The sequence below is a fragment of the Aeromonas sp. MR16 genome (assembly GCF_022549315.1).
Lineage (GTDB): Bacteria > Pseudomonadota > Gammaproteobacteria > Enterobacterales > Aeromonadaceae > Aeromonas > Aeromonas aquatica.
Map to the genome: position 1 here is coordinate 20277 of NZ_JAKZFK010000037.1, position 19425 is coordinate 39701.

The window sequence follows — 19425 nt, forward strand, 5'->3', positions numbered from 1 at the left end:
GTCATTTCCCCTGATGACACCGCTATCTTGGGCCCCGCCGGGCCCTTCCCGTTTCGGAGGTTCCCATGTCCCGCATCCTGCTGCTTGCCAATCTCAACTGCGATCACGTGCTCTCCCTGGCCGAACCACTGGTGGCGGGGGCACGGCTGCAGTATGTGGATCAGGGGCGCCGGCTCGGGGGCGGCGCCGCCAATAGTGGCATAGGGCTGGTGTGGGCGGGACACGAGGTGCGCATCGCCTCGCGGGTCGGGCTGGACGAGACCGGCGACTGGCTGCTGGAGCAGGCGGCTGGCCACGGCCTGAACTGTGCCCATGTGGAGCGCTTCGGTGGCGAGACCGGCGAGCTGCTGATCCTGGTGGACTCCACCGGCGAGCGCACCATACTGCGGCGCCCGCGCCGTCCCGATCTGCCCGGCGACCTGCCGACGGAAGGGGTGGATTGCCTCTACGTCAACTACCCCGGCACCGCCATCATCGGCTACATGCGTCAGATGCTCGGCAAGAGCTTCGTGGTGGCCCAGTACCCCAAGGGCGGTCAGGCCCGTCGCCCCTGCCACGTGCTGGTGGCCTCCCGCTCGGATCTCGCCGAGGTGAGCGATCCCTGGCTGCACGCCCGCCAGTTGGCGGGGGATCAGCTGGAGTGGCTGGTACTGACCGAGGGCAAGGCGGGGGCCGTGGCCATCCACGGCGAGGAGCAGATCCGGGTGGCCGCGAGACCCGTGTCCGTGGTGGATACCACGGGGGCGGGGGATGCCTTCGCCGGCGGCCTCATCCACGGCCTGGCGTGTGGCATGGCGATCGGGGATGCCCTGCAGTGCGCGGTGGACTGGGGCGCCTTCGCGGTGGCCTCCGAGAGCTCCATCCCCTCCCAGGCGCTGAAAAACTGGTTGAAGCAGCCTCACTGAGGCGCCTCGACCGGCCCGTCTCTACCCGGTTCGGGCCAGACTGGCTGGCGGTAGTTCGCCGCCAGAAATGGCCCAAACCTCCCCTCGAGCCGGCAAGTTTGCGATCAATCAAAGAAAGTGTCGATTTATGTACATCTTCGTCGACACCCGTCCGGGCTGCTCTTAACCTTGTCACTCCACGACTCGGCTGAAGAAGCGGATCCTGTGCCGGCGCACCTGTCATCTCACCTCTTGGCCACCGGTTGTCGTCCTGATTTCTGGCTTGTAGTAAGAGGCAAGTGCGACCATGCAACTGACACGATTTACCGACTACGCCCTGCGTACCCTGACGTTTCTGGCGATCCAGCCAGGTGATCGCTTGTCGACCATCACAGAGGTGGCCGACACCTTCGCCATCTCCCGCAACCACGTGGTCAAGATAGTGCATCAGCTCGGCATCAAGGGTTACATCGAGACGGTACGTGGCAAGCATGGCGGCATCCGCCTCGGCCGTTCAGCCGTCTCCATCAACCTGCGGGACGTGGTGATGGACATGGAGAACGTGCTCTGCCCGGTGGACTGCAAGCGTGAGAACTGCCGCCTGTCCGGTGGCTGCCGCATTCAGGGCATTCTGCGCCGCGCCATGAACGCCTTCCTCGAGGTGCTGGGGGAGTACACCCTGGCGGATGCGGTGCGAGATCCGACCCGACTCTGCCACCTGCTGGGCATAGAGCAGGATAATATCCTGGTGATGTCCTGAGGGACGGCCAGATCATCAGGGGCCTGCGGGCCCCTTTGTGTTTTCCGGGAGGGGTGATGCCCTTGCCGGGAGCAGGGGTCGAGACGCGGGATCTCAGTGCTGGGGGATCAGGGTGATGGCGCCGTGCAGGCAGGCGAGGCCGCAGGCGCCGCAGCCATCGCAGGCCGCCATGTTGATGCTCACCCCGTCGCTGCTGGCCTTGATCGCCTGCTGGGGACAGGCGTCCTCGCACAACAGGCAGTAGAAACCCTGGCGGGACTGGCAGCTCGCCTCGATCCTGACCCGGGTCTGTACCTGGCGACCGAGGCGCAGATCCAGCGCCCCCGTGGGGCAGGCTCTGGCGCAGCTGCCGCAGTAGCTGCACTGGCCACAGGCGAGATCCAATACCGGGGTGCCGGCGATGGGGGTGTCGTCGTATTCTGGCTGATCGGCTGGTTTGAGCAGGCCGTTGGGGCAGGCTTTGAAGCAGTCACCGCAGCGGCTGCACAAGGAGAGGAATTGGGATTCCTCGATGGCCCAGGGTGGGCGTGCCTCATGACAAACCACGGCCGGTTGGCCGGGCTCTCCCAGTGCGTTCATCAACCAGCGACAGAAAAAATGCGTCATGCCTACCCCGAGTACCTAATAGGGGTTAATTTTAGCCAGTTTTACGTCGGCAAGCCAGAGAATAGCGTGGCGCAGGATCGCAAGCCGGGTTGCCCTTGTGTAAGCTAGGCAGGTCTTTTTGCGTGGCTGAACATACACATGTGGTTATTTCTCTGGCGTGCCTCCCTGCTCTACGTCTTCCCGCTGCTGATGTGGGCCTACTGCGACATCAAGGATATCGAGTTCGCCGAGCTCGACACCGGGGTCAACAGCCACAAGTGGGTGGTGCTGGCCGCCTACCTTCTCTATGTCCTGCTCTGGCTGCTGCTCAACCGCTATCTCGAACTCTTCCTGCGTCAGCGGGGCCGTCGATGATCGGGTTGTCTGCTCTGGCCAATGTCCAGCCACGACCGCTGCTTGGCCGTTATATCGGACCCTTCCTGCGCCAACGGGGCCGTCGATGATCGGGTTGTCTGCTCTGGCCAATGTCCAGCCACGACCGCTGCTTGGCCGTTATGTCGAACTCTTCCTGCGCCAGCGGAGTCGCCGATGATCGCGATGAGCGCCTGGCTGCCAGCGTTGCTGGCGGGGCTGCTTGCCCTGGGACTTGGCTGGCTGGTGGGGCGCCGCGCCGCCCGTGAAGAGACCCTGCTCACCGAGGAGCGTTATCAGGCGCTGCAGGACCGATTCGACGAGCTGCAGGACGAGAAGATGCTGGGCCAACAGAAGCTGGAGCAGCAGCAGACCCTGCTGCTCAAGCTCACCGCCCGCCTCAAGGATGCCGAAGCCACCCTGCGCAGCGAGCGCCTCGCCAGCGCCGAGAAGCTGCAACTGCAGCAGCAGTCCGAGGCTCGCCTCAGCCTGCAGTTCGAAAACCTCGCCAACCGTATCTTCGAGCAAAACGCCGGTAACTTCCGCGACTTGAACCAGAACAGCCTGGATCTGTTGCTGACCCCGCTCAAGGAGCAGCTGGAGGGCTTCCGCCGCCAGGTGGGGGAGACCCACGCCCAGGAGACGGCCCAGCGCCACAGCCTGAAGTTCGAGCTGGAGCGCCTCGCCGAGCTCAATGCCCGCATGACCGAGGAGGCGGCGGCGCTCACCCGCGCCCTCAAGGGCGACAGCAAACAGCAGGGCAACTGGGGGGAGGTGGTGCTGGCTCGGATCCTGTCCGAGTGCGGCCTGCGGGAGGGCCACGAGTACCACACCCAGGTCAACATCGAGGTGGAGAAGAACAAGCGATACCAGCCGGACGTGATCGTCCACCTGCCCCAGGAAAAGGACATCATCATCGATGCCAAGGTGTCCCTGACCGCGTACGAGCGCTGGTACAACAGCGACGACGCGCTGGAGAAGGCGGTGGCGCTCAAGGAGCACGTTGCCTCGGTGCGTAACCACATCCGCGAGCTGGGCCGCAAGGATTACCAGCAACTGCCCGGGGTGCGCACCCTGGACTATGTGCTGATGTTCGTGGCGGTGGAGCCGGCCTTCCTGACCGCGCTGGAAGCGGACCCCTCCCTGGTGCGCTACGGGCTGGATCACAACATCCTGCTGGTCAGCCCCACCAACCTGATGGTGGCGCTGCGCACCATAGAAAACCTGTGGCGCTACGAGCGCCAGAACCAGAACTCACGTCAGATCGCCGAGCGGGCCGGGCGGCTGTACGAGAAGCTGCGGCTGTTCGTGGAGGAGATGCAGCAGATGGGGGGCAGCCTGCACAAGGCGCAGGAGAGCTACGACAAGGCGATGGGTCGGCTGGTCAATGGCCGTGGCAACCTGATCGCCCAGGCCGAGCGTTTCCGCGAGCTGGGGGTGGAGGTGACCAAGCCGCTGCCGGAGCCCCTGATCAACCGCGCGCTGGAGCGGGAAGACACCACCGAGTAGCGCCGGATCTTGCAGTTCACTCCATGAAGAAGGGCAGCCCGTGGGCTGCCCTTCTTGTTATCGTCCTGAACGCCATAGTGCGAATATGCTTCGCTATTCGAACCTGCGAATACTATGGGCTCCACAGGTTTGATTAGCCGCAGTGGCTACTGCCGCCAGAAAGAGGGGAAGAAGATCACCGCCACCGTCAAGATCTCGAGCCGGCCCAGCAGCATGCCAAACGACAATATCCACTTGGCCGAGTCAGGCAGGCTGGCGAAGTTGGTGCTGGGACCGATGACAGGTCCCATGCCGGGACCCACGTTCGCCACCGCCGTGATGGAGCCGGAGATGGCGGTCAGGGGATCTAGGCCGATGGCGGCGAGCAGGGCGGCGATAAACAGAATGATGGCGAAGTAGGCCAGCACGAAGGAGATCAGGGAGCGGATGATGGCGTCGTTGACCGGACGGCCGTTGTACTTCTGCGGGAACACGGCGGAGGGATGCATCAGCTGGCGCATCTGCTTCCTGAACAGGGAGAAGGCTACCTGCACCCGAAAGATCTTGAGGCCCCCGGCGGTGGAGCCGGAGCAGGCGCCGAGCGCCAGCAAGATGATGAAGATGATGCTGGTGAGCGGTCCCCAGGTGCCGAAGTCACCGAGGCCGAAGCCGGTGGTGGTGAGCACCGAGACGATGTTGAAGCTGCTGATGCGCAGGGCATCCATGAAGCCGTAGATGTCCCTGACCCAGAGATAGAAGGTGACGATGACGGTGACCCAGACCACCAGCCAGAAGAAGCCCTGCACCTGGGCATCCTTGAGCAGGCTGTTGTCGCGCCGGTTCAGGCTCTGGATGTAGAGCAGGAAGGGCAGGCCGCCGAGGAACATGAAGAGGGTGCCAATCCAGTGCGCCGCGTTGGAGAAGTGGGACATGGACTGATCCGAGGTGGAATACCCCCCGGTACTGAGGGTCGTCATGGAGTGGTTGACCGCCTCGAACAGCGTCATGCCGCTCACCCAGTAGGCGAGGAAGCAGAGCATGGAGAGCACCAGGTAGACCACCACTATGTTGTTGGCCACCGTCTTGGCGCGCGGCGCGCTCTTGTCGGACCAATCCGAGCTCTCGGTCTGGAACAGCTTCATGCCGCCGACGTTGAGGTAGGGCAGCACGGCCACCGCCATCACGATGAAGCCAACGCCCCCCAACCACTGCAGGATGGAGCGCCACAGCAGGATGCTGTGGGCCATGCCGTCCAGCCCGGACAGCACGGTGGAACCCGTGGTGGTGACCCCTGACATGGTCTCGAAGTAGGCGTCGGTGAAGTCGATGTGGTTGATGAAGAAGAACGGCAGGGCGCCGAAGATGCAAGCCACCACCCAGACCGAGGTGGTGAGCAGGAACATCTCCCGCACCCCGAGGTGAAATTCCGCTTTGCGCCCGTAGTGCAGGCAGAGCAGGGCGGCGCCGTGAGTGATCAGCACGGACTTGAGAAATTCGACGAAGCCCTCGGAACCGGTGAGCAGCGCCAGCAGGGTGGGCAGCCACATGAACAGGGCCAGCTTGGAGAGCACCAGCCCGAGGGTGAAGACGATGGGACGCAGCTTGATCATGCAAGATAACCGGGTCGTTGATTGAAAAAAGACCCGGACCTTCCCTCTGGGAAATGTCCGGGTCTGGATGTCGCAGCCTGTTGCATGGAGGGCTTACAGGAAGAAAGGACTGGGCTGGAACAGGCGTTCCACTTCCGGGATGTACTTCTTGTCCACCAGGAACATCACCACGTGGTCATCCTGCTGGATCTGGGTGCGATCGTGGGCGATCAGCACTTCGTCGCCGCGCACCACGGCGCCGATTGTGGTGCCCGGTGGCAGCTTGAGCTCGCCCACCGTCTTGCCCACCACCTTGGAGGTGTTCTCGTCACCGTGGGCGATGGCCTCGATGGCCTCCGCCGCACCGCGGCGCAGGCTGTAGACGTTGGCGATATCCGCCCGGCGCACGTGGGTCAGCAGGGCCGAGATGGTGGCCTGCTGGGGCGAGATGGCGATGTCGATGGAGCCGCCCTGCACCAGATCCACGTAGGCGCCGCGCTGGATCAGCACCATGGTCTTCTTGGCGCCCATCTTCTTGGCGAGCAGGGCCGACATGATGTTGGCCTCGTCCTCGTTGGTCACCGCGATGAAGACGTCGATCTGATCGATGTGCTCCTCCGCCAGCAGCTCCTGATCCGCCGCGTCGCCGCAGAAGACGATGGTGTTCTCCAGCAGCTCGGACAACTGCTCCGCGCGTTTCTGGTTGCGCTCGATGAGCTTGACGCTGTAGCGCTTCTCCAGCTGGCGGGCGAGGCCGGCACCTATGTTGCCGCCCCCGACGATCATGATGCGGCGATAGGGGCTCTCGAGCCGTTGCAGCTCCGACATCACGGCGCGGATGTGGCCGGCGGCGGCGACGAAGAACACCTCGTCATCCGCCTCTATGATGGTGGTGCCTTGCGGGCGGATGGAGCGGCCCTGACGGAAGATGGCCGCGACCCGGGTCTCGATGTTCGGCATGTGATCCCGCAGGGTGGAGAGCGCATTGCCCACCAGGGGGCCGCCGTAGTAGGCCTTGACCGCCACCAGACCCACCTTGCCGCCTGCAAAATCAACTACCTGCAGTGCGCCCGGATACTCGATGAGGCGACGCACATAGTCGGTCACCAGCTGTTCGGGGGCGATCAGGTGATCCACTGGCACGGATTCCGGCAGGAACAGCCGATCCCGCTCCACCAGATAGGCGGGGGAGCGGATCCGCGCCACCTTGTTCGGGGTGTTGAACAGGGAGTAGGCCACCTGGCAGGCGATCATGTTGGTCTCGTCGCTGTTGGTGACCGCGACCAGCATGTCCGCATCCTGGGCACCGGCTTCCCGCAGCACCCTGGGGTGGGCGCCGTGGCCGTTCACCACCCGCAGATCGAACTTGTCCTGCAATTCCCGCAGACGGTCGCTGTCGGTGTCGACTATGGTGATGTCGTTGTTCTCACCGGCGAGGTTCTCCGCCAGGGTGCCGCCGACCTGGCCCGCGCCAAGAATGATGATTTTCATAGGGAAATCTTGCTCAAGGTTGCTTCATTACGGGAGGGGACAGCCGGTGTGACGCCCAGAGTGATGATCTTCATCGGGAAACCTTGCTCAACATGGTTGCTTCGAAACGAGGGCGCCCAATCCGACGCCCTGACCCATCATCTGCAGCTTACAGCTTGATCAGCTTGGCGTAGTAGAAACCGTCCATCTCCGCCTCGCCTGGCAGGAACTGGCGACCCGGGCAGTCCGGATTGTCCTGCGCGTGCAGGGGCACCAGGCGGGCATTAGGGGTCGCGGCCAGGAAGGCGCGGATCTGGTCGCGGTTCTCTTCCGGCAGCACGGAGCAGGTGGCGTAGAGCAGGGTGCCACCGCTCTTCAGCTTGGCCCAGAGGGCATTGAGGATGCGGCGCTGCAGTTCGGCCAGCTCGCGGATGTCCTGATCCCGGCGCAACCACTTGATGTCGGGGTGACGGCGGATGACGCCGGTGGCGGAGCAGGGGGCATCGAGCAGGATGCGATCGAACTGACCCTGTGGCCACCATTGGTCCGGCGTGCTGGCATCGCCATGGATCACCCGGGCCTGGAGGCCGATGCGATCCAGGTTCTCCTGCACCCGCTTGAGGCGGTTGTCGTCCGCATCGACGGCGACCACCCCGGCCAGCTTGGGTTGCAATTCTAACAGGTGAGCCGTCTTGCCACCGGGGGCAGCGCAGGCGTCCAGCACCCATTCGCCCGGTTGGGGGTCGAGCAGGCGGGCGGCCTGCTGGGCGGCACCATCCTGTACAGAGCAGTCGCCCTGCTCGAAGCCGGGCAGCTTGGTCACGTCGCAGGGGCGTTCCAGTAGGATGCAGTCGTCCCCTTCCTCGCCGGCCACCGCGTTGATGCCGGCTTCGGCCATGCGGGCCAGCATCTGCTCGCGGCTCTGGCGCTGACTGTTGTTGCGGATCCACATGGGGGGACGCTGATTGTTGGCCTCCATGATGAACTCCCAGTCTTCGGGATAGGCCTGGCGCAGGCGCTTGGTGATCCATTCTGGGTGGCCGAGGCGGATGCTGGGGACACGGTCGATGCGCAGCAGTATGACTTCGGCACTGCGCTGGAAGTTGCGCAGCACGCCGTTGATGAGACCACGCAGGGAGGTGCCCTTGAGCAGCTTGACGGCGTTGACGGTCTCGGCCACGGCGGCATGAGCCGGAATGCGGGTGTAGATGAGCTGGTATAGACCGACCAGGATCAGGTAGTGGAAGATGCGGCTCTTGTTCTTGAGCGGCTTGTCCATCATCTCGCTCACCGCCGCATCGAGGCGGGGCAGCCAGCGCAGGGTGCCGTAGCAGAGTTCTTGCAGGAGGGCGCGATCGCGAGGGGCGACCTTCTCCTGGGCAGCAGGCAGAACAGCGGAGAGGGATTGGCCCTGATCCAACACCTGTTGAATAACGAGAGCGGCCTGTGCACGTGTTTTCATATGGTTACCTTAGATGCGCAAGTCGGGGCCTGAGTCCCGCCTTGTGTCAATTCAATCCAGTTCAATTCAATTGCGTGCCGGGTTCAAACCAGTCGCGGCGAGAGTTGAGCAGATCCGAGACGGACATGGCCTTCTTGCCGGGCGGTTGCAGGGTCAGCAGGCGCAGCACACCCTTGCCGGTGGCGACATCGATCCCCTGCTTGTCGGCCTTGAGCAGAGTGCCGGCAGCTTGGCCATGTTCCTGCTCGAGCACCTCGGCTTGCCAGACCTTGATGGTCTGCTCCGCCACCTCGAACCAGCTGATGGGCCAGGGATTGAAGGCACGGATACAGCGCTCGATGGCGGCGGCATCCATGGACCAGTCGATGCGGGCCTCCTCCTTGGAGAGCTTCTGGGCGTAGTTCGCCAGCGCATCGTCCTGCTGCTCGGCGGCGGTATCACCGGCGGCCATGGCGTTGAGGGTTTCGACCAGCGCCTGCGGTCCCAGCTCGGCCAGCTTGTCATACAGGCTGGCAGAGGTCTCATCAAAGGCGATGGGGCAGCTCACCTTGCGGATCATGGCGCCGGTATCCAGCCCCACGTCCATCTGCATGATGGTCACGCCGGTCTCGGCATCCCCTGCCCAGATGGAACGCTGGATAGGGGCGGCACCGCGCCAGCGCGGCAGCAGGGAGCCGTGCACGTTGATGCAACCGAGACGCGGGGTGTCGAGCACCGCTTTCGGCAGGATCAGGCCATAGGCCACCACCACCATCAGGTCGGCACCCAGCGCCCTGAGTTCGGCTTGGGCCTCTTCATTGCGCAGGGAAGCGGGCTGATAGGCCGGCAGGCCGTGGGCGAGGGCCAGCTCCTTGACCGGGCTGGCGGTCAGCTTCTGGCCACGGCCGGCCGGCTTGTCGGGCTGGGTATAGACGGCGACGACCTCGTGGTCGGAAGACAACAACGCCGCCAGGTGACGGGCGGCGAAGTCGGGGGTACCGGCAAAAATCAGTTTCAGCTTATTCAATGGGGCAGATCCTCAGAGGGCTTGGCGATCTTCACGGGCCATCTTTTCCAGCTTCTGACGAATGCGCTGGCGCTTGAGCGGGGACAAGTAATCCACAAACAGCTTGCCGACCAGATGATCCATCTCATGCTGTATGCAGATAGCGAGCAGATCGTCTGCCTCCAGCTCGAAAGTCTTGCCGTTGCGATCCAGTGCCCGCACCTTGACCCACTCGGCGCGTGGCACCAGGGCGCGGCTGCCGGGGACGGAGAGGCAACCCTCTTCGATGCCGGTGCTGCCGGACTGCTCCAGGATTTCGGGGTTGATCAATACCAGCTGATCTTCACGGTTTTCAGAGACATCGATCACTATGATGCGCTGATGAATGTCGACCTGAGTCGCGGCCAGGCCTATGCCTTCCTCCGCGTACATGGTTTCGAACATATCATCTACAATCTGTTGTAACTCGGGTGTAATGGTCTCGACAGGGGCTGCGATGGTACGCAGACGCTCATCGGGGAAACGCAATACATCTAGAATGGCCATAGTTTTTTCTTTAGTTTCGTATAAATGCAGTCAATATTGACGTAATTCTAGTCATTTACGTCGACAAAAAACAGCAACACTTTGCGTGCAGAAGTAACAGGGAGTGTTATGCATCTGAAGCAAACCATCTTCGCCTGCCTGGCGGTAACCCTGACCAGTGGCGCCATGGCGCAGCAGCTGACGCTGAAACCTGGCCATCCTGACAATTATGTGGTGCAGAAAGGGGATACTCTTTGGGATATCTCGGGCCAGTATCTGGCCGAACCCTGGCTCTGGCCACGTCTCTGGAACATCAATCCTCAAATCGCCAATCCGCACTGGATCTACCCGGGCGATGTGCTGCAACTGAGCTGGGTCAATGGCGAGCCGCGCCTCGGCAAGGCCAGCCAGGGTGGCAAGCAGGTCATTCACCTGTCCCCCAAGAACCGCTATGAAAACAAGGCCAGCCCTATCCCGACGTTGCCACTCAGCGAGATAGGCCCCTTCCTGCAGACCGATCACATCCTGGCCGACAGCCAGCAGAGCAAGGATATGCCCTATGTCCTCGGCAATAACGAGAAGCATGTCGGCATGCTGGAAGGGGATACTCTCTATGTGCAGGGTTCGTTGACCCCGGGCCAGGACTACGGCGTCTATCATCCCGGAGTCGTGTACAAGGACAGAAAAACCGGGGAGCAACTCGGCCAGGAGGCGGTCTTCGTCGGTACGGTGCGGGCAGAGGAGAGGTTGGCCAATAACAGCACCAGAGTCACGCTCACCCACAACCGGCGCGAGGTGTATCAGGGGGACAAGATCATCCCCTTGCCACCCCAGGAGAGCCTCTCCGCCGTCTTTATGCCAAAGGCGGCGCCGGCCATCACCCCCGGTTATGTGATCGAGTTGCCGAGCAAGGCGCACGGTGGCGGCAAGTTTGACGTTGTCCTCATCAACAAGGGGTTGCGGGATCAGGTGTCCCCCGGCGATGTGCTCGAGATCCAGCGTCCGGGCGCCGAGATGGTGGACAAGAATGGCAAGGTATCGTACCGGGAGTATTCCTCCATTTATGACAAGGCATTCTATTCCGCGGGCAAGTCATCCCTGCCGGCCGAGGCGGTTGCCAGGGTCATGCTGTTCAAGGTGTACGACAAGCTGAGTTACGGCCTCATCCTGCAGAGCCAGGACATGGTCGGTTCCGGTTATCAGGTCAGCAATTTCTGACGTGTCGCCCTCGTTGGAACGACTCGCACTCTGGCTGACGCTGGATGCGGTGAGTGGCATAGGCCCGGTCACCGCCTCACGCCTGTTGGCCCGCTTCGAGGGCGACATCGCCGCCCTGTTTGACTGTGATGACAGGAAACTGCGGGAGATTGGTCTCGATGAGGCCCAGATCCGGCAATTCAGATGGCCGCAACCCGAGGTGGAACAGAGCCTGAACTGGGCCACCAGGCAAGGCCATCATCTCGTCTGTCCCGACTCTCCTCATTATCCCACCCTGTTAAGAGAGATCCCGGCCGCCCCCTTGTTGCTCTATTGCCGTGGCGAGCTGGATGCCCTCGCGCTGCCGCAACTGGCGATTGTGGGCACGCGCCATCCTACCTATGCCGGCAAGGACAACGCGGCTCGCCTGTGCGCCGAGCTGGTGGCCTGCGGCCTGGCAATCACCTCGGGGTTGGCGCTGGGTATCGATGGGGTTTGTCATCAACAGGCGCTGGCTGTGGGCGGCGTGACCCTTGCGGTGCTGGGCTCCGGGCTGGATTGCCTCTACCCCAAGCGCCATCAGGGGCTGGCCGAACAGATCCTGGATCGCGGCGGTCTGCTTATCTCCGAGCTGGCACCGGACAAGGGACCCTTGGCCGAGCATTTTCCCCGTCGCAATCGCATCATCAGCGGCCTGTCACTCGGAACCTTGGTGGTGGAGGCCGCCGAGCAGAGCGGTTCCCTGATCACCGCCCGTTACGCACTGGAGCAGGGCCGCGAGGTGTTTGCCGTGCCCGGCGCCCCGCAAAATGCCCAGGCCGCGGGTTGCAACCGGTTGCTCCAGCAGGGTGCCAAGCTGGTCTTGACTGCGGCCGATGTGATGGAAGAGCTACCGGCTCTGGTACCCCTGCCGCGACCCATGAGCCGTTCTCCCGAGCCTTCGCATAATAGCGAATTGCCTTATGCCGATTTGTTGGATAACGTAGATTATGAAGCCACGAGCGTGGATACCGTTGCCGAGCGGTCCCGGCTTCCTGTCGAGCAAGTCCTCGGCAGGTTGGTAGAGCTGGAGCTGGCCGGTGCAGTGATGGCGGTAGCCGGTGGATACGTCAGAACGAGGAGGGCGAATCATGTTTGATGTATTGATGTACCTTTTCGAGACCTACATCCACAGCGATGCAGATGTGATGGTCGAGCAGGATGAACTCACCGACGAACTGAGCCGGGCCGGTTTCAATCCGGACGAGATCGAGAAGGCGCTCAACTGGCTGGAACGGCTGGCCAATCTGCATGACAGCGAGCGGGAGGTGTATGTCACCGCCAGCGCGCAGGGCTCGATGCGGATCTATGCCCCGCAAGAGCTGGCTCGTCTGGGCACCGAGTGTCGCGGCTTCCTGTTGTTCCTGGAGCAGGCCCAGGTATTGAATGCCGAGACTCGCGAGATCTGTATCGAGCGCCTGCTCGAGCTGGATAAACCGGATATCGAGCTGGATGATCTCAAATGGGTAGTCATGATGGTTCTTTTCAACGTACCGGGCAGTGAAAATGCCTACCAGCAGATGGAAGAGCTGGTGTTTGATGAGTCAGACGGCGTCATCCACTGACAGTCCGGTGCCGCGCTGGTAGAATTCAGACCATCTGGATTTCAAGGCGCGGCCCATGTCAAAGATCGATCATCACCTTTTCTCCACCCACGAACCTGCGTTCGAGCGGGAGCCTTGCCCGCAGTGTGGTGCCGAGCTGGTGATCCGCCAGGGCAAGCATGGCCCCTTTCTCGGCTGCTCCGCCTACCCCTCCTGTGACTATATCCGTTCCCTGACCCCCTCCGGTCGCGACATCGAGAAGGTGCTCGAGGGTTCGGCCTGTCCGGACTGCGGCCAGCCACTGGCGATCAAGAAGGGACGCTACGGCCTGTTTGTGGGTTGTACCCAGTATCCGGCCTGCCAGCACATCGAATCTCTGCAGGAGAGCGACGATACCCAGATACCCTGTCCCGAGTGTGGCAAGAACCATCTGGTGAGCCGCACTTCCCGCTACGGCAAACAGTTTTATTCCTGCGACGGCTATCCCCATTGTAAATATGTGGTTAACGACAAGCCGATCCCCATGCCCTGCCCAAAATGTGGCTGGGGCATCATGGTAGAGAAGAAAGTGAGGGGAAATCTGTGCTGGATCTGCCCGCAAAAGAAATGCGGCCATCAAACTGAGCAGGTATAATCCCGCCGCCGTAACCAAATTGAAACGTTTTCGGCGAACTTCAACCCCCCACTTGGAGTAAGGAAATTCCCACCATGAATAAACCCTTTGTTGCCGTATTGATGGGCTCTGACTCAGATTTCCCCGTGATGCAAACCACCCTTGAAGTCCTCAAGACCTTTGATATCACAGTGGAAGTGAAAGTGACCTCCGCGCACCGTACTCCGGCGGCGACGCATCAGTACGTCACCGATGCCGAAGCCCGTGGCTGCAAGGTCTTTATCTGTGCCGCCGGGCTGGCTGCCCACCTGGCCGGTGCCGTCGCTGGCATCACCACCCGCCCGGTGATCGGAGTGCCTATCGATGGCGGTCCGCTCAAGGGCCTGGATGCGCTGCTCTCCACCGTGCAAATGCCGGGTGGCGTGCCGGTAGCGACAGTGGCGATCGGCAAAGCCGGCGCCAAGAACGCAGGTTACCTGGCTGCCCAGATGCTGGCGGTCGGTAATGACGAGCTGGCAGCCAAGGTGCGGGCCGAGCGCCAGAAGAATGCCGAAGAGGTGATGGCCAAGGATGCCGCCCTGCAGGCTGAACTGCTCAAGTAAGTAATGAGGCGGCAGCCAGCCGGACAGGTTTGTGCTTTTCCTGGATAACAGGGTGCGCGAATGTGCACCGGCGGCTGCCGCTCTAACAGGTTCAATCTTAATAAGTTATGAGGCGGTAGCTTGGCTGCCGCATTTTTTATGCCAAATGAATTTGAACAAGCGATTGCCGCCCTCCGCACCGACGGGGTGATCGCCTATGCGACCGAGGCCGTGTTTGGCCTGGGCTGTGATCCCGACTCCGAGGCAGCGGTGCAGCGCCTGCTGACCATCAAGCAACGTCCGGTGGAGAAGGGCTTGATCCTGATCGCCGCCGATGTGGCGCAGTTGCAGGATTACATCGATCTCAGCCAGCTCAGCCCCGAGCAGCTTGCTCGCGTGCAGGCGAGTTGGCCGGGTCCCTTCACCTGGATCATGCCGGCCCGCGCCACGACGCCTGCCTGGCTGACGGGTCGTTTCGATACCTTGGCAGTGCGCGTCAGCGCTCATCCCCAGGTGCAGGCCCTGTGCCGCGCCTATGGCAAGCCGCTGGTCTCCACCAGTGCCAACCTGACCGGTGAAGAGCCGGCCCGTTGCACCGCCGACATAGGGGCAACCCTGACACAACTGCTGGCCTATGTGCTGCCCGGCGAAGTGGGCGACCAGGCCAATCCATCCGAGATCAAGGACGCCAGAACCGGCGCCGTCATTCGCCCTTCCTGAGGAGGGGAGTTTTCTTTTGTCGAAGAGCGGCGCGCCTCGAGCCCTGTCGCGACATCATAATAAAACAGGCAGGGCATGACCCCGCCTGACTGGAGACGAGATGAGCAAACCGGACGTGGCCCAGGTCAAGGCCTTCCTGCTGCAGTTGCAGGACGAGATCTGCCGGGCATTGGAGCAGGCCGATGGGGAAGGGCGCTTCGTGGAGGATGCCTGGACCCGCGACGGTGGCGGCGGTGGCCGCACCCGGGTATTGCGTCAGGGCGCCGTGATCGAGCAAGGCGGCGTCAACTTCTCCCATGTTTATGGCAACGCCATGCCAGCATCGGCGACCGCTCACCGTCCCGAACTGGCGGGTCGCACGTTCGAGGCCATGGGGGTCTCGCTGGTGATCCACCCGCACAACCCCCATGTGCCGACCAGCCATGCCAACGTACGTTTCTTCATCGCCGAAAAAGAGGGAGAGGATCCCATCTGGTGGTTTGGCGGTGGTTTCGATCTAACGCCGTTTTACCCCTTGGCTGAAGATGTACTGCACTGGCATCAGGTGTCCCACGACCTCTGTCAGCCCTTTGGCGAGGATATCTATCCCGAGTTCAAGTCCTGGTGCGACAGTTACTTCTTCCTCAAACACAGGAACGAGACGCGCGGGGTTGGCGGTCTCTTCTTCGACGATCTGAACCGTTGGCCATTCGAGGATTGTTTCGCCTTCATGCGGGCGGTAGGCAATGGCTATCTCGATGCCTATCTGCCGATCGTCGAACGTCGCAAGACAGAGCCTTATGGTGAGCGGGAGCGAGCGTTCCAGCTCTATCGTCGTGGTCGTTACGTGGAATTCAACCTGGTCTACGACAGGGGGACCCTGTTTGGCCTGCAGACCGGTGGCCGGACCGAGTCGATCCTGATGTCCATGCCCCCCCTGGCGCGTTGGGAATATGACTGGCAGCCGGAGGCGGGCAGCCCAGAGGCATTGCTCTACCGCGACTACCTGGTACCAAGAGACTGGTTGTGAGCAGAGGGGCCTTTATCGGCCCCTTTTTGTTGCCGATATTCGGCTTGTTCCCGAGGGGGAAAACCCGTTAAATCGGACAATCGCCTTCTGATGGAACTCATTGATGGATCGTTATCTGGTTTTTGGCCACCCGGTGCGCCACAGCAAGTCCCCTTTTATCCACACCCTATTTGCCAGACAGACCCAGCAAGCGTTGGAGTACGGTCTTTCAGAACCTGCCGTCGATGACTTTGCCATCGTCCTGTGTGCTTTCTTTGCCGAGGGAGGCAAGGGTTGCAACGTGACGGTTCCCTTCAAGGAGCAGGCGTTTTCTCTCGTCGATCGGCTGAGTCCAAGGGCCAGGCTGGCGGGGGCGGTCAACACCATCAAGCTGACGGACGACGGCGTGCTGCTCGGGGACAATACCGATGGGGCTGGTCTGGTGGCGGATCTCAAGGCCCACGGCATCACTCTGGCGGGTAGCCGTATCCTGCTGCTCGGAGCGGGTGGCGCGGCCCGGGGGGCGCTGGCTCCCCTGCTGGCCGAACAACCAGTCGAGCTGGTGATCGCCAACCGCACCCATGCCAAGGCTGAGCAGCTGGCGACCGAGTTTCATGAGTTGGGGGCCGTTGGATCCCAGCGCTACGAGGCACTGCAGGGGCCGTTCGATCTCATCATCAATTCCACTTCCGCCAGCTTGCAGGGAGACTTGCCCCCTCTCGATCCAGCCCTGATCCACGCCGATATCGCCATCTACGACATGATGTACGGTGCGATGGACACCCCCTTTATTCATTGGGCAAAGCAGCATGGTGCCCGGCAGACCATGGATGGGCTGGGCATGCTGGTGGAGCAGGCAGCCGAGGCATTCACCGTGTGGCGTGGTATCAGACCCGGAACCAAACAGGTATTGCGAGAGTTGAAGCGCAATCTGGGGATACTGTGAACCAGGGTATCCGTTTCCCGATCTGACGCTTGGCGGGGCGGGACATGGACATGACGGCGTGCAGTAGAAGCGGCAGCAAGAGGCGATGATCGAGGGCAGCCGATGTAACTATTGTTCAACGGCGTCTGCGATGGGTCCGAGTAGCCGCCCTGCCCTCGCTCAGGGCGAAATAGCCGTAAAATCTTCAAGCGTCAGTGCTTCTGTATTAGATAGGGTTTTTATTTAAATTGTTTTAAAACAGTTGGTTAATCTTATCTTGCTTGCCTACTCGAAAGATTCTTCAAGTTTTTTTCCGATACAGCGGAACTTGCTTGAAATGCTGCTGACTAACTAGATAGTTGAGGAAGTGCTAGCTAGTCACCTTTATAACTCCCCGGTATTCGTACTGGGGATTTTTTTATCTATATGAAAAATAAAGTAATTTATCTTATCTATTTTCATTGAAACTAAATTACATAAATTACATAAATTACTTTCACCTTCTGCTGCTTTGCTGTACAGTTATCTGCGTAGGGTACAGAGGTAAGATGTTCTATCTTTCAGACCTTTTATTTCACGTAATTGAATGTGGCTGAATAGCAGCCCCGATGAGTCTTCGTCGGGGCGTTTTTTTATGTCCGACGATTAGAGTAAATGCTTTAATGAGGCGCAATTTTTGTTAGAATGAGGGTGTTTCTTGAGGAAAACCAATCGTCTTTGTTCTCGAGAGTTAGCTTTTTCCCAATTTTTGAACTCATTGCTTCAGGCCAGTACCGCGGATTGCGTTACTGGCCTCATTTTTGTCCCTACTCCATTTATTCCCTCTGCAGTCATGTAATAAAATTTCAGTTTTGTTTCTTTCAGGTTCTGATCGGGTTCTATCCTGGTCGAAAACTGAAAACGCTATCAAGTTGACACCAAGTTAATTATCCAAGCAGCCAAACTAGATATCATTCTGATTATAAACGCTTATTTCATTGGCAGGTGCGTCGGCGATATGAAGGGGGACAAGAGGCTGGAAGGAAGGGGCAGAGTGAAAGTCTTTCAATCAGCGGAGGACTAACTCCGCTCATTGAGCAGGGCGAGGAGTACCTTACTCCTCGATACGGTCGTCTTCGTCAGTGTCAATCGGGGCAATGTCAGCGCCGGACAGATACCAGCCACTCAGGGTTTGAGCCAGCTTCTCGACACCTATGTTGGTGAGAGAAGAGAAAGCCTCAACCTGGATCTGCGGGCCCAGTTCAGCCACGGCCTGGCGTACCTTGATCACTTGGTTGTTGCGCGGGCCCGGGCTCAGCTTGTCGGCCTTGGTCAGCAGCAGCATGACGGGCAGTTCACGGTGTGCGCTCCACTCCAGCATGTTCATGTCAGTCTCTTTGAGCGGATGGCGGATATCCATCAGGATCACCAGTCCTTTCAATGACTCACGGCGTTGCAGATACTCTGCCAACGACTTTTGCCACTTGAGCTTCATTTCCAACGGTACTTGGGCATAACCATAGCCCGGCAGATCGACCAGACGCTTGCCTGGTTCCAGCTCGAACAGGTTGATCAGCTGGGTACGGCCCGGCGTCTTACTGGTGCGTGCCAGGTTCTTGTGTTTGGTTAAGGTATTCAATGCAGATGACTTACCGGCGTTGGAACGACCGGCAAACGCGATCTCGACACCCCCATCATTTGGCAGGTGGCGGATGTCGGGTGCGCTGGTCACAAAATGCACCTTATTGAAATTTAGAGTTTGTGTATCCAACGTAAATTCCCCATAGAGATAGAGGGTTATAGAGTTACTTTTATGTGAAATCGTGTAAAATGGCGTCGCTTAAACGCGTTTATTTTAACATGCCTTCGGCGGCATGGGATCTGGAAGCCTAATAACGAGAAAGTTGGAACGCCATGAAGAACCTAGTCATTACTCTTGCTCTGATGGTTGGCGTAACTGGGATGGCACAAGCCAAGGGCGATGCCGCTGCGGGACAAACCAAGGCTGCCGTCTGTGCGGCCTGCCATGGACCGGACGGCAACAGCCCAGTTGACATGTATCCCAAGATTGCTGGTCAGCACGCATCATATATCAAAAAACAATTAGTTGAACTGAAGGCTGCAGCTTCTGGCCAAACTGGCCGGGTTGCTCCCATCATGGGACCCATGGCTTTGCCCCTGTCCGATCAGGACATGGACGATCTGGCCGCCTATTTCTCCAGTCAGAAGGTTACGCCAGTCGCCGTGCCTGATGAGGTGGTCGCCGCTGGCAAGGCGCTCTATATGGGAGGCGACATGAGCCGTGGTCTGGCGGCTTGTACCGCTTGCCACGGACCGCGTGGCTCCGGTGTCGAGCAGGCCAAGTATCCCAGCCTGTCGGGGCAGCATCCCGCCTATATCAAGGCGCAGCTCACCGCCTTCCGCACGGCTGCTCGCGAAAATGACCCCAATGGCATGATGCGAGACGTGGCCAAGAAGCTGACGGATCAGGATATCGAAGCGCTGTCCAAATACGTGGCCGGTTTGCACTGATAGCATCTGAAATCTATCTTATTGAAAATAAACGGGGAACATCATGTTTCCCGTTTATTTTTGGCGCTGTCCCAATTACGTGTTGAAAGGCTAACCTTGAAATAGGTCATCCCCCTGAGGGCCACCATCATGGATACCCAAGCCTTTCAACATCTACTGTCTCTCTTCCCACTGCTCACCTTGCGCC

At 60.4% G+C, this 19425-nt stretch carries 20 protein-coding genes; 13 read left to right on the top strand and 7 right to left on the bottom strand.

The window, feature by feature from the left end; translation table 11 throughout:
- Positions 1-65 precede the first annotated feature (65 nt).
- Together MM194_RS19360 and MM194_RS19365 are read left to right on the top strand one after the other, a co-directional pair.
- Positions 66-905, top strand: a complete 840-nt coding sequence (locus tag MM194_RS19360; RefSeq protein WP_241344576.1) for a PfkB family carbohydrate kinase — start codon at positions 66-68, stop codon at positions 903-905.
- Positions 906-1191: 286 nt separating this feature from the next.
- On the top strand, positions 1192-1644 hold the full coding sequence (locus MM194_RS19365; protein WP_033131383.1) for an Rrf2 family transcriptional regulator: 453 nt from the start codon (positions 1192-1194) through the stop codon (positions 1642-1644).
- A 93-nt stretch (positions 1645-1737) separates the two neighbouring features.
- On the opposite strand, the gene MM194_RS19370 is transcribed toward MM194_RS19365, so the two are convergent.
- Positions 1738-2250, bottom strand: a complete 513-nt coding sequence (locus MM194_RS19370; RefSeq protein ID WP_033131384.1) for a ferredoxin-type protein NapF — start codon at positions 2248-2250, stop codon at positions 1738-1740.
- A gap of 138 nt (positions 2251-2388) precedes the next feature.
- On the opposite strand from MM194_RS19370, the gene MM194_RS19375 reads away from it, so the two are divergent.
- Both MM194_RS19375 and rmuC read left to right on the top strand, forming a co-directional pair.
- Positions 2389-2604 (top strand): hypothetical protein, encoded by a 216-nt coding sequence (locus MM194_RS19375; protein ID WP_033131385.1) that lies wholly within the window; start codon positions 2389-2391, stop codon positions 2602-2604.
- Positions 2605-2778: 174 nt separating this feature from the next.
- Positions 2779-4110 carry a DNA recombination protein RmuC gene (rmuC, locus tag MM194_RS19380; protein WP_241344577.1) on the top strand — a complete coding sequence of 444 codons (1332 nt, stop codon included), beginning with the start codon at positions 2779-2781 and terminating at the stop codon, positions 4108-4110.
- Positions 4111-4256: 146 nt separating this feature from the next.
- Here rmuC and MM194_RS19385 read toward each other — a convergent pair whose 3' ends face one another.
- The 5 genes from MM194_RS19385 to def all read right to left on the bottom strand — a co-directional run bounded on the left by MM194_RS19385 (position 4257) and on the right by def (position 10141).
- Positions 4257-5699 carry a TrkH family potassium uptake protein gene (locus MM194_RS19385; RefSeq protein ID WP_033131386.1) on the bottom strand — a complete coding sequence of 481 codons (1443 nt, stop codon included), beginning with the start codon at positions 5697-5699 and terminating at the stop codon, positions 4257-4259.
- Positions 5700-5792: 93 nt separating this feature from the next.
- The gene (gene trkA, locus MM194_RS19390) at positions 5793-7169 is read right to left on the bottom strand and encodes a Trk system potassium transporter TrkA (RefSeq protein ID WP_033131387.1); all 1377 of its coding nucleotides are present in this window, start codon (positions 7167-7169) and stop codon (positions 5793-5795) included.
- 148 nt (positions 7170-7317) lie between these two features.
- On the bottom strand, positions 7318-8610 hold the full coding sequence (gene rsmB / locus MM194_RS19395) for a 16S rRNA (cytosine(967)-C(5))-methyltransferase RsmB (protein ID WP_241344578.1): 1293 nt from the start codon (positions 8608-8610) through the stop codon (positions 7318-7320).
- 61 nt (positions 8611-8671) lie between these two features.
- Complete coding sequence (gene fmt, locus MM194_RS19400; RefSeq protein ID WP_241344579.1) at positions 8672-9616, bottom strand: methionyl-tRNA formyltransferase; 945 nt, start codon at positions 9614-9616, stop codon at positions 8672-8674.
- 12 nt (positions 9617-9628) lie between these two features.
- Positions 9629-10141: a peptide deformylase gene (gene def / locus MM194_RS19405; RefSeq protein WP_241344580.1), complete on the bottom strand. Its 513-nt coding sequence runs from the start codon at positions 10139-10141 to the stop codon at positions 9629-9631.
- 108 nt (positions 10142-10249) lie between these two features.
- Here def and MM194_RS19410 point away from each other — a divergent pair, with 108 nt between their 5' ends.
- The 8 genes from MM194_RS19410 (at position 10250) to aroE (ending at position 16748) form a co-directional block, all read left to right on the top strand.
- Complete coding sequence (locus MM194_RS19410) at positions 10250-11338, top strand: LysM peptidoglycan-binding domain-containing protein (protein ID WP_241344581.1); 1089 nt, start codon at positions 10250-10252, stop codon at positions 11336-11338.
- 1 nt (position 11339) lies between these two features.
- Positions 11340-12455, top strand: coding sequence for a DNA-processing protein DprA (dprA, locus tag MM194_RS19415; RefSeq protein WP_241344582.1), 1116 nt, complete (start codon positions 11340-11342; stop codon positions 12453-12455).
- Positions 12448-12921, top strand: coding sequence for a DUF494 family protein (locus MM194_RS19420; RefSeq protein WP_033131393.1), 474 nt, complete (start codon positions 12448-12450; stop codon positions 12919-12921). Before dprA ends, MM194_RS19420 begins: the two co-directional genes overlap by 8 nt.
- Before the next feature lie 55 nt (positions 12922-12976).
- Complete coding sequence (locus tag MM194_RS19425) at positions 12977-13534, top strand: type I DNA topoisomerase (protein ID WP_033131394.1); 558 nt, start codon at positions 12977-12979, stop codon at positions 13532-13534.
- A 74-nt stretch (positions 13535-13608) separates the two neighbouring features.
- Positions 13609-14115: a 5-(carboxyamino)imidazole ribonucleotide mutase gene (purE, locus tag MM194_RS19430; RefSeq protein WP_033131395.1), complete on the top strand. Its 507-nt coding sequence runs from the start codon at positions 13609-13611 to the stop codon at positions 14113-14115.
- A 138-nt stretch (positions 14116-14253) separates the two neighbouring features.
- A complete protein-coding gene (locus tag MM194_RS19435; RefSeq protein ID WP_033131396.1) occupies positions 14254-14814 on the top strand; it encodes a Sua5/YciO/YrdC/YwlC family protein in 561 nt (186 codons plus the stop codon).
- Between the two features lie 100 nt (positions 14815-14914).
- Positions 14915-15823 (top strand): oxygen-dependent coproporphyrinogen oxidase, encoded by a 909-nt coding sequence (hemF, locus tag MM194_RS19440; RefSeq protein ID WP_033131397.1) that lies wholly within the window; start codon positions 14915-14917, stop codon positions 15821-15823.
- 103 nt (positions 15824-15926) lie between these two features.
- On the top strand, positions 15927-16748 hold the full coding sequence (aroE, locus tag MM194_RS19445; protein WP_241344584.1) for a shikimate dehydrogenase: 822 nt from the start codon (positions 15927-15929) through the stop codon (positions 16746-16748).
- 1072 nt (positions 16749-17820) lie between these two features.
- Here the strand turns inward: aroE and yihA are convergent.
- Positions 17821-18477 (bottom strand): ribosome biogenesis GTP-binding protein YihA/YsxC, encoded by a 657-nt coding sequence (gene yihA / locus MM194_RS19450; protein WP_033131399.1) that lies wholly within the window; start codon positions 18475-18477, stop codon positions 17821-17823.
- A 143-nt stretch (positions 18478-18620) separates the two neighbouring features.
- Here yihA and MM194_RS19455 point away from each other — a divergent pair, with 143 nt between their 5' ends.
- Entirely contained in the window at positions 18621-19238 is a 618-nt protein-coding gene (locus tag MM194_RS19455) for a c-type cytochrome (RefSeq protein ID WP_241344586.1), read from the top strand.
- Positions 19239-19425: the final 187 nt, after the last annotated feature.

Excerpts from the sequence above, each read along its gene's own strand:
- MM194_RS19360 (WP_241344576.1), top strand. The coding sequence starts at position 66 with ATGTCCCGCATCCTGCTGCTTGCCAATCTCAACTGCGATCACGTGCTC.
- MM194_RS19365 (WP_033131383.1), top strand. The coding sequence starts at position 1,192 with ATGCAACTGACACGATTTACCGACTACGCCCTGCGTACCCTGACGTTT.
- MM194_RS19370 (WP_033131384.1), bottom strand. The coding sequence starts at position 2,250 with ATGACGCATTTTTTCTGTCGCTGGTTGATGAACGCACTGGGAGAGCCC.
- MM194_RS19375 (WP_033131385.1), top strand. The coding sequence starts at position 2,389 with ATGTGGTTATTTCTCTGGCGTGCCTCCCTGCTCTACGTCTTCCCGCTG.
- rmuC (WP_241344577.1), top strand. The coding sequence starts at position 2,779 with ATGATCGCGATGAGCGCCTGGCTGCCAGCGTTGCTGGCGGGGCTGCTT.
- MM194_RS19385 (WP_033131386.1), bottom strand. The coding sequence starts at position 5,699 with ATGATCAAGCTGCGTCCCATCGTCTTCACCCTCGGGCTGGTGCTCTCC.
- trkA (WP_033131387.1), bottom strand. The coding sequence starts at position 7,169 with ATGAAAATCATCATTCTTGGCGCGGGCCAGGTCGGCGGCACCCTGGCG.
- rsmB (WP_241344578.1), bottom strand. The coding sequence starts at position 8,610 with ATGAAAACACGTGCACAGGCCGCTCTCGTTATTCAACAGGTGTTGGAT.
- def (WP_241344580.1), bottom strand. The coding sequence starts at position 10,141 with ATGGCCATTCTAGATGTATTGCGTTTCCCCGATGAGCGTCTGCGTACC.
- MM194_RS19410 (WP_241344581.1), top strand. The coding sequence starts at position 10,250 with ATGCATCTGAAGCAAACCATCTTCGCCTGCCTGGCGGTAACCCTGACC.
- MM194_RS19420 (WP_033131393.1), top strand. The coding sequence starts at position 12,448 with ATGTTTGATGTATTGATGTACCTTTTCGAGACCTACATCCACAGCGAT.
- MM194_RS19425 (WP_033131394.1), top strand. The coding sequence starts at position 12,977 with ATGTCAAAGATCGATCATCACCTTTTCTCCACCCACGAACCTGCGTTC.
- purE (WP_033131395.1), top strand. The coding sequence starts at position 13,609 with ATGAATAAACCCTTTGTTGCCGTATTGATGGGCTCTGACTCAGATTTC.
- MM194_RS19435 (WP_033131396.1), top strand. The coding sequence starts at position 14,254 with ATGCCAAATGAATTTGAACAAGCGATTGCCGCCCTCCGCACCGACGGG.
- hemF (WP_033131397.1), top strand. The coding sequence starts at position 14,915 with ATGAGCAAACCGGACGTGGCCCAGGTCAAGGCCTTCCTGCTGCAGTTG.
- aroE (WP_241344584.1), top strand. The coding sequence starts at position 15,927 with ATGGATCGTTATCTGGTTTTTGGCCACCCGGTGCGCCACAGCAAGTCC.
- MM194_RS19455 (WP_241344586.1), top strand. The coding sequence starts at position 18,621 with ATGAAGAACCTAGTCATTACTCTTGCTCTGATGGTTGGCGTAACTGGG.